The organism is Roseovarius amoyensis, assembly GCF_003260265.1.
In the GTDB taxonomy this organism is placed as follows: Bacteria; Pseudomonadota; Alphaproteobacteria; order Rhodobacterales; family Rhodobacteraceae; genus Roseovarius; species Roseovarius amoyensis.
Map to the genome: position 1 here is coordinate 1 of NZ_QITQ01000041.1, position 14344 is coordinate 14344.

Sequence of the window (14344 nt, forward strand, 5' to 3'; positions counted from 1 at the left end):
CGCCGCGCGGACCTACGATGACCTCTGGCGCGCGGTCGGTCACGTCTGTGATCTCTTCACTGACGAGGAATGCTACAACTTCTTCAAGGCTGCAGGCTATGAAACCGATTAGACGCAACCCGCTCTAATGTAGGGTTTGCTCAAGCGCGAAGGAGCAAACAAATGCGAAAGAGCCGTTTTACCGAGCCGCTCCCCCTTTTCCCTGCATTCCCGTTGCCAGGCTTTTCTGGACAGGAACCGACGGTGCCGGTATGGAAAAATTTCCGGGCTTACGGCGTTTGGCCATATGCATCACTGTTATCTGGGAAATCTTGCTGCTAATGTGTTGTTGTCGCTGCCGGTTGGCCGCGTATGAATCTTGGAGGAGAACCTAAATGGATCGTCGTTCATTTCTGAAAAACGCGTCGTTCGCCGGGACGGCCGCTGCCGCGTCGGCGCTGGCCGCGCCCGCTGTTGCGCAAGGCAAGATGACCTGGCGCATGGTCACCACCTGGCCAAAGAACTTTCCCGGTCTGGGCGTCGGCGCGCAGCGCCTGGCCGATCGCATCACCGCCGCCAGTGACGGGCAACTGACCGTTCAGGTCTTTGCTGCCGGCGAGATGGTGCCGCCGCTGCAGGCGCTGGATGCGGTTATCGACGGCTCGGCCGAGATGAGCCACGGCGCCGCCTATTACTGGCAGAACAAGTCGGTCGCGCTGTCCTTCTTTACCGGCGTGCCCTTCGGCATGACCTCGCGCGAGCTGACCGCCTGGGTCCGCTTTATGGGCGGGCAGGAAATCTGGGACGAGATCTATGACCAGTTCGGCGTCCAGGGCTTCCTGTCGGGCGACACCGGCACGCAGGCCGGCGGCTGGTTCAAGAACGAGCTGACCAGCCTCGACGACATTCAGGGCATGCGTTTCCGCACGCCGGGTCTGGGTGGCCAGGTCTGGCAGAAGATGGGCGTCTCGGTCACCAACATGGCGGCCGGCGAAATCTTTCAGGCGCTGCAGAACAACACCCTTGACGCGGCTGAATTCGTCGGGCCCTACAACGACCTTGCGCTGGGCTTCTACCAGGTCTGCAAGCACTACTACACCTCGTCCTTCAACGAGCCGGGTCTGGCGACCGAGGTGGTCGTGGACAAGGCCAAGTACCAGGCGCTGCCGTCGAACCTGCAAGCCATCGTGCGCGATGCGGCACAGGCCGAATACGACAACGTCGCCTCGGACATGTACGCCAACGATCCGCGCGCCCTGGCGACGCTGGTCAACGATCATGGCGTGATCACGCACAACCAGTTCCCTGACGACATTCTTCAGGCAGCAGCCAATGCCGCGAAGGAAGTGCTGACAGAAGTGCGCGACAATGGCGACGCTTTGGTTCAGAAAACCATGAAGAGCTATCTCGGCGCGCTGGACATTCTGCGCACCCGGACCGAGGGCACCGATCAGTCCTTTGTCATGGCGCGCGAGAAGTACTTTGACATGAGCTGATCTTGCCTGAACAGGCTAGGCAATCAAGACGGGAAGGGGCCCGGGGCGATACCACGCCCCGGGCCCTTTTTCATGCGCGCGTCAACCTCGCGCCGGTCAGTGCAGGACGCTGGGCAGCCAGGTCACGATCTCGGGGAACACGAACAGCAGCGCCATCGCCACGATCTGCAACAGCACAAAGGGAATCGCACCGCGATAGATCATGCCGGTACTGATCGATCCGGGCGCGACACCGCGCAGATAGAACAGCGCAAACCCGAAAGGCGGCGTCAGAAAACTGGTCTGAAGGTTCATGCCCACCATCACGCCCAGCCAGATCGGATCGAGCCCGAGGTCCAGCAGGATCGGCGCGGTGATCGGGATGATGATGAAGATGATCTCGAATGTGTCCAGGATGAACCCGAGTACAAACATGATCGCCATCACCACGATCGCGGCACCGATCACCCCACCGGGCAGGTTCGTCAGGAATTCATGCACCAGGTTGTCGCCGCCCATCTGACGGAACACGACGGAAAACACCGACGCGCCAAACAGGATGATGAACACCATCGAGGTGATCAGGGCGGTGTTCACGACCACTTCGCGCAGGGTGGCCAGCGACATCCGCCAGCGCAGCGTGGCCAGCACCATCGCCCCCACCGCACCGACCGATGCGGCCTCGGTCGGGGTGGCGATGCCGCCCAGGATCGACCCCAGCACTGCGGTGATCAGCATCAGCGGCGGCACCAGCGCCACCAGGATCTCGCGCGGCAGGTCCTTGCGCTCTTCCTCGGGGACCGGCGTGGCGGGGCAGGATTGCGGGTCAACGACCGCCTTGAACAGGACAAACCCGATATAGATGCTGACCAGCAGGAACCCGGGCAGAAAGGCCCCGGCAAAGAGGTCGCCCACCGACACCGGCGTGGGCGCGAAATTGCCCTTGGCCATCTGCACCTGCGAATTGATGCCGGCCAGCATGTCGCCCATGAAGATCAGCACCGTCGAGGGCGGGATGATCTGGCCCAGCGTCCCGCTGGCGCAGATCACGCCGGTGGCCAGTTTCGGGTCATACCCCGCCCGCACCATCGCCGGCAGCGAGATCAGCCCCATCGTCACCACGGTCGCCCCGACGATGCCGGTCGAGGCCGCCAGCAACGCCCCCACCAGAATCACCGAGATGCCCAAGCCCCCGCGCATCCGCCCAAAAAGCCGGCCCATCGTCGTCAACAGCTGCTCGGCAATCCCCGATCGTTCCAGCATCACGCCCATGAAGATGAACAAGGGCACTGCCACCAGCACCTCGTTGGTCATGAAGCCGATATAGCGGTTGGCCAGAGCGCCGAAATTGGTCGGGTCGAACACCCCCAGCCCGTACCCCACCAGGGCAAAGATCAGCGACGTGCCGGCCAGGGTAAAGGCCACCGGGTAGCCCAGCAGCAGCATGCCGATCACGCCAAAAAACATCAGCCCCGAAAGAAGCTCTCCCAGAAAAACAGGATCCATGCCGGCTACTCCAACGTTCCGTATTTGTAGTCATCCGGCACCATGTCGTCGCGCCCGGCCAGAACCATGATCGAGCGGACCAGCATCGCCACCGCCTGCAGCCCCAGCAACACGACAAACACCAGTATGAAGGTCTTGAGAATATAAAGGCCCGGCATCCCGCCAACGTTTGCCGAGCCTTCCATGAACCGCCAGGATCGTTGCACGAATGGCAGCCCGTAGATGAACACGACGACGACGAACGGCAGCAGAAAGAACACCGTCCCGACCAGGTCGGACCATGCCTTGCTGCGGTTGCTGGCGGTGCGATAGAAGACGTCGACGCGCACATGTTGTTCGCGCAAGAGCGCAAAGCCGGCCACGGCGGTGAACATGGCGCCATTCAGCCAGACATAGAGGTCCTGCATCCACAGACGGGTCGTCGAAAACAGGTATCGTTCCACCACGACCCAGAAACAGACCAGGACTATCCCCAGTGCAAGCCAGGCGAACACCCGCCCCACGAAACGGTTCAGCGCGTTTATCGCCCGCAACAGCGCGTTCAGTCCCTGCACGCCCGGCGCCTCCATCTTGCTTGTCTGTTGCCCGCCGCCCCCTCGGTCAACCGGCATCACGGATACCGGATGCCACGGCAGCTTGCCCAAACGCAAGAAAAACCCCTCCGATCTCGCAACTTTCGGGGTTGTTCTGGCGCGACAGGCGGCTCTGGGTGGCCTGGCGCGCCGGGCAGTGGCCAACGTGCGGGCGCTGTCAGCCGCCCCGCCCTGCACGTCAACCGCTGCTCATTCCCGCGACCATGACGGCCAGCGCAACCAGGTGAATCAGCATGATTGCGCGGTCCTTCCACATCACGCCCACCGCGAACCAGCCCAGCAGGCCGACAAGGAACAGGTACAGGTTGGCCGGCGTCCAGCCAAAGGCGGTGGCCGAATAGCCGCCGATCTGGATGACAGACGCCACCCATTTCACCGCGAACGCCATCCGCTGCCCCCGGCCCGCATGCAACGCCGCCTCAGACGGCACGGGTCAGGCCGCCGTCGATCCGCAGGTTCTGCCCGGTCATATAGGCGCCCCCGTCCGACGCCAGCCAGGATATCAACGACGACACCTCCTCTGCCCGGCCATAGCGGCCCATGGGGATGCGCGCGCGGCGGTCTTCGGTTTCCGGCAGACTGTCGATGAAACCCGGCAGGACGTTGTTCATGCGGATGTTCTGGGCCGCGTACTTGTCGGCGAAAAGCTTGGCAAAGGCGGCCAGCCCGGCGCGAAAGACGCCCGATGTCGGGAACAGCGGGTCGGGCTCGAACGCGGCAAAGGTCGAGATGTTGATGATCGCACCGCCACCCTGCCCCTGCATCAGCCGCGTTACCAGCCGCGTGGGCCGGATCACGTTCAGCAGATAGACCTCCATCCCCTCGTGCCAGGCGTCGTCCGTGATTTCCAGCACCGGTCCCTTGGGCCCATGCCCGGCAGAGTTGACCAGCACGTCCACCCGGCCCCAACGCTCTTGCGCGCCCGCGATCAGGGCAGACAGGTCATCCTGCGACGTGTTCGACCCGGTTACGCCAAAACCGCCCAGTTCCTCGCCCAGCGCCTGGCCCTTGCCCGAAGAGGACAGGATGCCGACCTTGAACCCATCCGCCGCCAGGCGGCGCGCCGCATCCGCCCCCATGCCGCTGCCGCCCGCGGTGACAAGTGCCACTTTTTCTACTGTCATGGTGTTCCTCCAATCTTGTTCAGGGGCAATGTAGAAACATACTCACGTATTTACGCGACAGGTTTGATGTTTCCTGACTATAGGAATACTATTTCCTGATGGCAGACCTTCCCCCGCTTAATGCGCTGCGCGCCTTCGACGCCGCCGGTCGGCACCTGAACTTTCGCGCCGCCGCCGACGAGATGGGCGTCACCCAGGGCGCCGTCGCCCAGCAGGTCCGCGCGCTAGAGGGGCATCTGGGAATGCCGCTGTTCGACCGCCGGCCACGGGGTCTTGCCTTCACCCCCGCGGGGCGCGCCTATCATGCCCGTATCGCCGCCGCATTTGCCGACCTGCGCCACGCCACGGCTGAGCTGCGCCCCGCCCCCGATACCGTGCTGGTCAGCGTGACGCCGACGTTTGCCGCCAAGTGGCTGATCCCGAACCTGCCAGTGTTTTCGGCCACCCACCCGGATATCGAGCTGCGGGTGCTGGCCACCGAGCGGGTGTCGAGCTTTCACGCCGACGGCATCGACCTGGCCGTGCGGCAGGGTACGCCCCCTTCGGGCGCCGCGCTGCGGGTGGTGCGGCTTTTCCGGCAGGAAATCATCGCCGTCTGTGCCCCCCGGCTGGTGCAGGACAGAGTGCTGCCGCTGAACGCCGAAACCCTGGCGGGCCTGCCCCGCATCCACGATTCCCACGACCTTTGGCCCGAGTTCCTGAAATTCCTGTCGGTACCGGATCACGGCGGGCGCGGTGTGCGCCTCAACCAGACCTCGCTGGCCATCGACGCGGCCCTTTCGGGACAGGGCGTCGCGCTGGTCAGCCGGTTCCTTGTCACCCGCGACCTGGCCGCCGGCGCGCTGGTCGAAATCTCGCCGCGCCCCATGCCGGGCCGACAGGATTTCTATCTGGTCGCGCCCCGGCAGTCGCTGCGCGGACGGGCCGCCGACACCGCCTTTCGCTGGTTCCAGTCGATGGGCGAGGCCGGGTCCGAAGGCTAGTGCGTATCGCGATCAACTGGAGAACCCGCCGCGCATCCCTGCGCGATACGAAATACGGGAACCTTTTGCGCTATTCTGCATCCAATGGGCAGGTGTCAATCAAACGCACCTCATGCAGAACCGACGAGGAACCCGAAATGATCCAACTGATCCAGACCGCCCCGACACCCGATATTGTTCCGGCGACAGGGGTGGGCTGCACCAATCCCCGCACGGACGCGGAGCCGCAATCATGAGCGCCCGCACCGCCCGCCAGGGTCACCCCATCCCCAACGCGACCACCGCCGAGGCCAAGCTGGTCAGCGCCGCCCGCAACGGCAGCGAAGCGGCCGTGCGCGAACTGATCCGCCGCCTGAACCCGCGTCTCTTTCGCGTCGCGCGCGGCATCGTCGTCACCGATGCCGAGGCCGAGGACGTCGTGCAGGACACCTATCTTGCCGCCTTTTCCAGGCTGGACAGCTTTCGCGAGGAGGCGCGCTTTACCACCTGGATCACGCGGATCGCCATCAACACCGCAAAAATGCAGCGCCGGCGCCATCGCCCCAACGAGGCATATGATACCGTGACCGAAGACGACACATCCCAGATCCTCGCCTTTCCCGGCCAGGGCAGCGAGCCGGCCGAAACCACCCTCGCCCGAGCACAAATCCGCGCCATCGTCGAAAAGGCTGTGGCCGAACTGCCGCCCGACCTGCGGCTGGTCTTCATCCTGCGAGAAACCGAGGGGCTGACCACCGCCGAGGTCGCCAAGGCCCTGCAGATCAACCCGATCACCGTCAAGACGCGGCTCTTTCGGGCGCGCGCCCGGCTGCGCACCGCGCTCGAAAAACAGGCGCGCGGCGGGTTCGAGGCGATATTCCCCTTCGACGGCATGCGCTGCGTTCACATGGCCGACCGTGTCGTTGCCGCGCTCAAGGCCGACGGGAGGCTCTGACATGGAAGCCGCACAACTGAACCCACCCGCCCCCGATCTGCGGGATTACCCCACCCTTGCCCGGGACTACCCGCAGGATTTCATCCCCGATGTGGCCTATCGCGCCTCGATGCCCGATTTGCAGAACGGCCCGTCCTCGCTGATCCGGGGGGCGCGGCGCAAGTTGCAGCATGTGGGGATTTCCAATTTCCACCTGCCGCTGCGCTTTGCGTGCCGCGACGGCGGCGAGGTGACGTTGCAGGTCTCCGTAAGCGGCGCCGTCAGCCTGGAGGCAAGCAAGAAGGGCATCAACATGTCCCGCATCATGCGCAGCTTTTACCGCCATGCGGAGACGCCTTTCGGTTTCGACACCCTGTCGGCGGTGCTGGACGACTACCTTTTCGACCTGGAAAGCAATGACGCCCGGCTGCAGCTGCGGTTTTCCTATCCCCTCAAGGTCTCTTCCCTTCGCTCTGGCTTGGAAGGCTACCAATACTACGACATCGCAATGGAACTGACCGAGACCAGCGCCATGCGGCAGCGGTTCGTGCATCTCGACTATGTCTATTCCTCGACCTGCCCGTGTTCGCTGGAACTCAGCGAACACGCCCGGCAGGCGCGCGGGCAGCTGGCGACGCCGCATTCGCAGCGCTCGGTGGCGCGGATCTCGGTCGAGGTTGTCGGCCACAAGCAACTTTGGTTCGAAGACCTGATCGACATGGCCCGCGCGGCGGTGCCCACCGAAACCCAGGTCATGGTCAAGCGCGAGGACGAGCAGGCATTCGCCGAACTCAACGCCGCCAACCCGATCTTTGTCGAGGATGCGGCGCGGCTGTTCTGCGAGCAGTTGCAGAATGACCCACGCATCGGCGATTTCCGCATCATCGCCAGCCATCAGGAAAGCCTGCACAGCCACGACGCCATCAGCGTGCTGACGGCCGGCGAAAGCTTTGTCTCGGCCAGCCTCGACCCCAGGCTGTTCGGCACGGTGTCGCGGTCCGCCTGACCCGGACAGCCGCCCAGCAGATATCGGGGCCCCGGGTCAGGCCCGGGGCGGGTTCGGTCTGATCTGGTGTCAGACGTCCTGAAGGGCTTGCCGGGCGCCCATTTCCGCGATGCAGGTCACGGCCTCGTCCACGATGGCGCGCACGATATCCGCCGCCGGCCGAATGTCCCGCACCTGGCCGGCGCATTGGCCGGCGAACAGCGCCAATCGCGCCAGATCGCCGGTCATCGAACGCAGCGGTGAATCCGTGCTCCACAGGTAGATCGGCCTGCCCTCTTCCTCGGCGATTTCATGTTTCAGGATCGTATCCGGATCGTGACCGTAAAGCCGATCACCCAACAGGTCGGTCACACCGGTGCGCAGCACGCGGACGGCCGCGCCCTTGGGCCAGTTGATGACAAAGGCGTCTGTGTGAACGGTGTCTTCGGCGGCGGCGGCAACGATGCGGTCCTTGTGCAGGTCATGGGCAAAGGATTCCCTCGCCGCAACGAACGCCGTGCCACAGTGAATGCCCTGCGCCCCCAGCGCCATCGCGGCGGCCAGGCTGCGGCCGGTGGCGAACCCGCCCGAGGCGATCACGGGAATCTCCACCACCTCTGCCACCTGTTGCACCAGCACCAGCGACGACACCCCGCCATGCACATGCCCGCCTGCCTCGACCCCCTGGGCGATGATGGCGGCGGCGCCCGCCGCCTCGGCCGTGCGGGCCTGTTCGACCGACCCGACCTGATAGATCACCCGCATCCCCATTTCCTTGGCCCGGACCACGGCATCGGGCAACACGTCCCAGAAATAGACCAGCGTTTCGATCCCGCCTGCGCGGCAGGTTTCAAGCTGTTCGGCGAAAAGCGCCGGATCGGTCGCCGACGGGATCAGGTTGACGCCAAAGGGGCGCGCGGTGCGATTGCGGGTTTCGGTGATTTCGCGCGCGATCAGTTCGACCGGTTCGCGCACCATGCCGAGACAGCCAAAGCCCCCGGCCTGCGACACCGCCGCCGCCAGTTCCGAACGGGCGACCCCGCCCATCCCGGCCTGCAGCACGGGGTATTCGCAGCCTAGCATGTCGCAGATCGGCCGATGCAGCGGGTTTGCCATCAGGTTTCCAGCCTCCGTTCCAGATATTCCTTGAGCACGACCGCGTTGTTATGGGCTTCGTCCTTGGCGCCATAGACAAGGGTCACCGGGTCCTTGCGCGCCATGTCGCACAGCCGGTCTACGGCCTCGGGGTTCTGGTCCAGCTCGGCGATATAGGCGTTGCGGAACTCCTCCCATTTGCCGGGGTCGTGGTTGAACCAGCGGCGCAGATCATCGCTGGGGGCGATGTCCTTTTCCCAGGCGGCGATGCGCAAACGGTGGCGGGCCATGCCGCGCGGCCAGAGACGATCGACCAGGATGCGCTGCCCGTCTGACACCCGCGCTGCGCGATAGGCGCGCTTTATGCGGATATCTGTCATTGTACCCCCGCGCGTGCCGGATCGGCCAAAATCACGGCATCCATCGGAATGTCATGCCCCAGCGGGTTGATCGTCGGCAGACGGGCCAGCAGGTGACCGACGCCGATGGCCCTGGGGCGCGGCGTCAGCGCCGCCAGCGTCCGGTCGTAGAAACCACAGCCATAGCCCAGCCGATAGCCTTGCGCGTCGACCCCGACCACGGGGGCGATCACGATCTCGGGCGTCAACTGGCCTATTGTATCGGGAACCGGGATGTTCAGGGCATCGCGCCGCATGGCACAGCCCGGCACCCATTCACGAAAGACCAGCGGCTGCGCCTTGCCCACCACCTCTGGCAGGGCGATGCGCGCGCCGCGCGCCACGGCGCCGCGCATCCAGTCGCGCAGGTCCGGCTCTCCCCTAAGGGGCCAGTAGACGGCAATGTTCGCCCCCTCGCAGGGGCCGACATGCGCATCCAGCGCCGCCGCGATCTGGCGCACCGCAACCGCCTGTTTCCGCGGCGTCAGGCACAGGCGCGCATCTATCAGGTTCTCACGCATCGCCTTGCGCCAGCGCGCAACGTCCACCGCATTGCCCGGATCGGCGGGCCAGACCGCACCAGCATCGTCGTCGAGATCGCGCATATAGCACGGGGCGGACGCAAATCCGCGTTGGGTCATGGTCGGCCTCCTTCCGGCTGGGGCGGAATGCGCATGGCACTGGCCCCGGCATGGCTGTCCGCCATCGGGCGGCTGCAGTTTCGCGCATCGTCTGAAATCGTGAAAGCGAATTTAATTGGTTTTTGATATCACATTTTTCGATATAATCACCCCAATGAACATCGAACACGCGCGAACGTTTCTGGCCGTGGCCGATACCGGCAGCTTTGTTTCGGCGGCCGAGCGGCTGCACGTCACCCAGTCCACCGTCAGCGCCCGCATTCACGCGCTCGAAGACCTGCTTGGCAGGCGGCTCTTTACTCGCAACAAGGCCGGCGCGGTCCTGACCAATGATGGCGAGCATTTCCTCGTCCATGCCGGGCAAATGGTGCGGGCACTGGAACAGGCGCAGCGCGAAATCGGCCTGCCCAACCGCTTTTCAGCCCGCATCAGCATCGGCGCCCGCGTCGGCCTGTGGGATGACCTGCTGGCCCCTTGGGTGGCCGAGTGCGGGGCGAACCATCCCGGCATTTCGTTTCGCGCCGAGATCGGGTTCGAGCCGGACCTGATGCAGGGCATCGTCGACGGGCGGCTGGACATCGCGGCCATGTACACCCCCCAGCGCCGGCCCAACCTGGAGCTGCGCCCACTGCTGACCGAGCGGCTGATTATGGTCACCACCGACCCCGATGGCGCGATGCTGCCCGAGGATTACATCCATGTCGATTGGGGGCAGGAATTCGCAAACCAGTTCAGCGCCGGATATCCGGGTTTTCCCGGGCCGGTTTTATCTGTAAATATCGGATGGCTTGGCCTGCAATACCTGTTCCGGCGCGGCGGATGCGGCTATTTTCCAGCCCGCATCGTGGACGCCTGCATCGCAAGGGGTATCTTGCGGCAGGTTCCCGACGCGCCGGTCTTTGACCTTCCGGCATGGCTGCTGCTGCGCGAGGACCGTAATCGGGACGTCATCGACCCGATGATCAAGCGGCTCGGCGCGCGGTACGGACGCGACCGGGCAGAAACGGCCGACCGCCCCCGGGGCGGGATTTGACAAGGCGGCACCGCCGGGGCGGAACACCCCCTGCATGGGCTGAAAAATTTGAACACTGCCACTTCGGTTTGCTGCATTCACCGATTATGTGGCGGTGGAATTGGGTTGGTTGAGCGGTATGGACATCGTCATCGTCACCACGATTATTGCGTCGCTCTTTGTGGTCATCGGCGTGGCCGAGCCGCTGGCCGCGCGTCTGCGCCTGCCTTACAGCGTGATCCTGGCGATCCTGGGCATGATGATCGCCGCCACCGCGATCTTTTTCCTGCGCACCGAGATGACCGATGCGCTCAACCCCGTGGCTGAGGCCATTCTCGGCCTGCCGATTCGCTCGAACGTCTTTCTTTACGTGTTCCTGCCGACCCTGCTGTTCCAGGCGACGCTGGGCATGGACCTGCGGCGGATGCTGGATGACTGGGTGCCAATCCTGGTGCTCGCGGTCGTCGCCGTAGTCGTCGCCACCCTGCTGGTGGGCTATGCCCTGGCTTGGGTCAGCACCCTGCCGCTGGTGGCTTGCCTGCTGATCGGGTCCATCGTGTCCACCACCGACCCCTCGGCCGTGGTCAACATCTTTCGCTCGATTTCCGCGCCCCGGCGGCTGGCCCGGATCATCGAAGGCGAAAGCCTGCTTAACGACGCCGCCGCCATCGCGCTCTTTGGCCTCTTCATGGGCTTCGTCATGCTGGGCGTACCGGATCCGACGCTGTCGGACGCGCTGGTCCGCTTTCCGATCCTTATCGCCGGCGGGGCGCTGACCGGCTGGCTGGCGGCGCGGATCGGGATATGGATCATGGCGCTGTTCGCCCGCTACGAACTGGCGCAGATATCGGTGTCGGTCGCCCTGCCCTACCTGGCCTATATCGGCGCCGAGCAAAGCGTCGGCGCCTCGGGCGTCATCGCCGTGGTGGCCGCCGGGCTGACGCTGAACCTGGCCGGCCCCGGCCGGCTGACCCCGACCGCATGGACCAATCTGCGCGATGTCTGGGAACTGCTTGCGCACTGGGCGGGGGCGTTGATCTTTATCCTTGCGGCGCTGCTGATCCCGCGTCTGCTGGAACAGGTCCGCCTGACCGACGTCGCGCTGCTGGGCATGGTGATCGTCGCCGCCATCGCCGCGCGCTTGGTGATCCTCTTTGGCCTCTTGCCGCTGCTCAGCCTTGCCCGCCTGTCGCCCGTGGTCGAGCGCCCCTACCGCGTCGCGATCCTGTGGGGCGGACTGCGCGGCGCCGTCACCCTGGCGCTGGCGCTGGCCGTAACCGAAAGCTTTCGGGTTCCGGTCGAGGTCAAGCGCCTGGTCGGCATCCTGGCGACGGGTTTCACCCTGTTTACCCTGATCGTGCAGGGCACGACCCTGCGCTCGGTCATCGGCTGGCTGGGCCTTGACCGCCTGTCCCCGCTGGACGAGGCGCTGTCGCGGCAGGTCGTCGCCGTGGCCTTGCAGACGGTGCGAGAGGACGTCGCGCGCGCCACCGAAAGCTATGACCTGTCGCGCGAGATCGTGCGCGCCGAGGCCAAGCAGTTCGGCGAGCGGCTGGACGACGCAGTGAAGGCGGCAGAGGAACGCCGCGAAATCCTGGACCGCGACCGCATCACGCTGGGACTGATCGCGCTGGCCGGGGCCGAACGCGATGCCATCCTCAAGAGCATGCGCGAGCGCACGATCTCAGTCAGGATGAGCGAGCGCATCCTGTCGGACGCGGGCCGCCTGATCGAAGTGGCGCGCAGCGGCGGGCGCAGCGGTTATCGGCGCGCGGCGAGCCGCAGCATCGCCTATGGCTGGGTGTTTCGCATCGCGGTCAAGCTGCACAACCGGTTGCGCATCTCGCACCCGCTGGCCCGTATGACCGCCGATCGGTTCGAGCTGCTGCTGTCGCAACGGCTGATCCTGCGTGATCTCGATGGCTTCATCAACGGGCGCATCCGCCGCATTCACGGCCGCCGTGTAGCCGAACTGCTGCAAGAGCTGCTGAACCGGCGGGTCGAGACGGTCGAATCCGCGCTCGAGGGGCTGCGCCTGCAATACCCCGGCTATGCCGAGGAACTGGAACGCCGGTTCATCCGCAGCACCGCCCTGCGGCTGGAGGAACGCGAATACGCCACCATGCGCGAGGACGGGCTGATCGGGGCCGAGCTTTATACCGCACTGATGCAGGGTGTCGCCACCCGCCGCGCCGTGGCCGAGGAACGCCCGCCGCTGGACATCATGCTGCAACGCTCGGAACTGGTCCGACAGATTCCGCTCTTTTCCGACCTCGACGAGGTCGCGCTCAAACGCCTGGGCCGCGCCCTGCGGACCCGCTATGTCAACCCCGGCGAGGTGATCACCGGCAAGGACACCGCGGCGAAAAGCGTATATTTCATCGCCTCCGGCGCGGTCGAGATGCAAGGCGCCGGGCAGACCTGGCGCCTGGGCCGGGGCGAGATGTTCGGCCAGTTGGCGATCCTGATGCAGCGCCCCCGCCGGGTCGATGTGCGCGCCATCGCCCCCTCGACGCTGCTGGTGCTGGACGAGCAGCGCTTTCGCCGCCTGCTGGCGGGCAGCCCCACCCTGCGCGAGGCCGTCCGCCAGAGCGCCGAAAAGCGGGGGATCGAGCCGCCCGACATCGTGCGCGCGGACGCGGACGAGAAACAGCAGGCTCCGCACGCAACCGACGCTTGAACGTCCCGGGCCTGACCCGGTGCCTCGCCCAGCTAGTACAGGGGCCCCGGGTCAGGCCCGGGGCGCGGGTGTTGAAAATACGGCCAATTGAGGGACACAACACAAAATCAGCCATTGATTTCATTGTATTTTTTTAGCTTCCCGGCAGGCAAAAGTGCCAGTCGGGTGGGTATAAAACTGCCAAAAATAGTTCGTAAGATTCAACAAAAAAGCCGCCCTATCGGGCGGCTTCATCTCGCTATCAACAGTTTCTTGGGGCCGGGGCCTACGAATCTACAAGCTCAAGAACCTCCTGCCGATCATAGATCGCACGAAGCACGATCTCCCGCGGCGCAATAGGCGAGATGCCCTCGTTCGTCAGCTGTTTGCTGGCACCCCTCGGGCCAATCCCCACCATTTCGGAATACTCTTTCAAAGAGATGAATCGCTCCGAAAACTCAACCACCTCTTTGACTGCAATCATACGCTGTTTGGCACTGCCTGAGTTATCGAAGAAATGCTCTGTGAAGATCGGCTTTCCGGCTACATCGCTACACGCCGAAAGTGCGTAAATGCTATCAGGCGGAAGCCCCAACTTGTCAGCAGCCTGGCCAACAGTCATAAAGCCATCCGGCGGATTGTACGACAGAGCCCGGCGAACATCTTCCGGATGGACGTACAAACTTTTGAACTTACGGCGCGGCTGGCACGTCTCAACCCGCTCTAGGAGACCATCAAGGACAGTGACAACAATATCGAGTGCGGGTCGGTGCAAGACCTCCGCGGTACCGACAATATCCAAGAATCCTTCCGACGGCTTGGGAATCCTGACTGAACCGCCCCGGGTTTACCGGTGAGCTACTCCCCATCGGTTGGACAGGATCTGGCGTAATTCAAGCTACTCTTTGCATCTGCTGATCGGGGTTGGTTGTTTCATTTCTCTGCCAATAGACCACGGCGGGTGGTCTGCCGCCAAGGGCC

The 14344-nt window shown here is 64.4% G+C and carries 14 protein-coding genes; 6 read left to right on the forward strand and 8 right to left on the reverse strand.

Going from position 1 to position 14344, the window contains the following annotated elements; genetic code table 11:
• The first annotated feature begins 374 nt into the window (after positions 1 to 374).
• Positions 375 to 1475, forward strand: a complete 1101-nt coding sequence (locus tag DL899_RS18065) for a TRAP transporter substrate-binding protein (RefSeq protein ID WP_111735737.1) — start codon at positions 375 to 377, stop codon at positions 1473 to 1475.
• 96 nt (positions 1476 to 1571) lie between these two features.
• Here DL899_RS18065 and DL899_RS18070 read toward each other — a convergent pair whose 3' ends face one another.
• From DL899_RS18070 to DL899_RS18085, 4 genes are all read right to left on the reverse strand, one after another.
• Complete coding sequence (locus DL899_RS18070; protein WP_111735738.1) at positions 1572 to 2960, reverse strand: TRAP transporter large permease; 1389 nt, start codon at positions 2958 to 2960, stop codon at positions 1572 to 1574.
• A gap of 5 nt (positions 2961 to 2965) precedes the next feature.
• Entirely contained in the window at positions 2966 to 3610 is a 645-nt protein-coding gene (locus tag DL899_RS18075) for a TRAP transporter small permease subunit (protein ID WP_338049663.1), read from the reverse strand.
• 121 nt (positions 3611 to 3731) lie between these two features.
• Entirely contained in the window at positions 3732 to 3941 is a 210-nt protein-coding gene (locus tag DL899_RS18080; protein ID WP_204355356.1) for a DUF6552 family protein, read from the reverse strand.
• 31 nt (positions 3942 to 3972) lie between these two features.
• Entirely contained in the window at positions 3973 to 4677 is a 705-nt protein-coding gene (locus tag DL899_RS18085; protein WP_111735740.1) for an SDR family oxidoreductase, read from the reverse strand.
• Positions 4678 to 4775: 98 nt separating this feature from the next.
• Between DL899_RS18085 and DL899_RS18090 the strand changes: the two genes are divergently transcribed.
• The 3 genes from DL899_RS18090 (at position 4776) to folE2 (ending at position 7579) form a co-directional block, all read left to right on the forward strand.
• On the forward strand, positions 4776 to 5660 hold the full coding sequence (locus DL899_RS18090; RefSeq protein WP_111735741.1) for a LysR substrate-binding domain-containing protein: 885 nt from the start codon (positions 4776 to 4778) through the stop codon (positions 5658 to 5660).
• A gap of 232 nt (positions 5661 to 5892) precedes the next feature.
• Positions 5893 to 6594 carry an RNA polymerase sigma factor gene (locus DL899_RS18100; RefSeq protein ID WP_111735743.1) on the forward strand — a complete coding sequence of 234 codons (702 nt, stop codon included), beginning with the start codon at positions 5893 to 5895 and terminating at the stop codon, positions 6592 to 6594.
• The gene (folE2, locus tag DL899_RS18105) at positions 6557 to 7579 is read left to right on the forward strand and encodes a GTP cyclohydrolase FolE2 (protein WP_420821000.1); all 1023 of its coding nucleotides are present in this window, start codon (positions 6557 to 6559) and stop codon (positions 7577 to 7579) included. Before DL899_RS18100 ends, folE2 begins: the two co-directional genes overlap by 38 nt.
• A gap of 69 nt (positions 7580 to 7648) precedes the next feature.
• On the opposite strand, the gene DL899_RS18110 is transcribed toward folE2, so the two are convergent.
• The 3 genes from DL899_RS18110 to DL899_RS18120 are packed head-to-tail and all read right to left on the reverse strand — an operon-like array spanning position 7649 to position 9692.
• A complete protein-coding gene (locus DL899_RS18110; protein WP_111735745.1) occupies positions 7649 to 8674 on the reverse strand; it encodes an NAD(P)H-dependent flavin oxidoreductase in 1026 nt (341 codons plus the stop codon).
• A complete protein-coding gene (locus DL899_RS18115; RefSeq protein WP_111735746.1) occupies positions 8674 to 9033 on the reverse strand; it encodes a DUF488 domain-containing protein in 360 nt (119 codons plus the stop codon). The genes DL899_RS18110 and DL899_RS18115 overlap by 1 nt, the downstream gene beginning before the upstream one ends.
• The gene (locus DL899_RS18120; RefSeq protein ID WP_111735747.1) at positions 9030 to 9692 is read right to left on the reverse strand and encodes a 5-formyltetrahydrofolate cyclo-ligase; all 663 of its coding nucleotides are present in this window, start codon (positions 9690 to 9692) and stop codon (positions 9030 to 9032) included. The genes DL899_RS18115 and DL899_RS18120 overlap by 4 nt, the downstream gene beginning before the upstream one ends.
• Before the next feature lie 154 nt (positions 9693 to 9846).
• Here DL899_RS18120 and DL899_RS18125 point away from each other — a divergent pair, with 154 nt between their 5' ends.
• Together DL899_RS18125 and DL899_RS18130 are read left to right on the forward strand one after the other, a co-directional pair.
• Entirely contained in the window at positions 9847 to 10725 is an 879-nt protein-coding gene (locus tag DL899_RS18125) for a LysR family transcriptional regulator (protein WP_111735751.1), read from the forward strand.
• Between the two features lie 118 nt (positions 10726 to 10843).
• Complete coding sequence (locus tag DL899_RS18130) at positions 10844 to 13384, forward strand: cation:proton antiporter (protein ID WP_111735748.1); 2541 nt, start codon at positions 10844 to 10846, stop codon at positions 13382 to 13384.
• Positions 13385 to 13649: 265 nt separating this feature from the next.
• On the opposite strand, the gene DL899_RS18135 is transcribed toward DL899_RS18130, so the two are convergent.
• A complete protein-coding gene (locus DL899_RS18135; RefSeq protein WP_111735749.1) occupies positions 13650 to 14165 on the reverse strand; it encodes a hypothetical protein in 516 nt (171 codons plus the stop codon).
• Positions 14166 to 14344 lie beyond the last annotated feature (179 nt).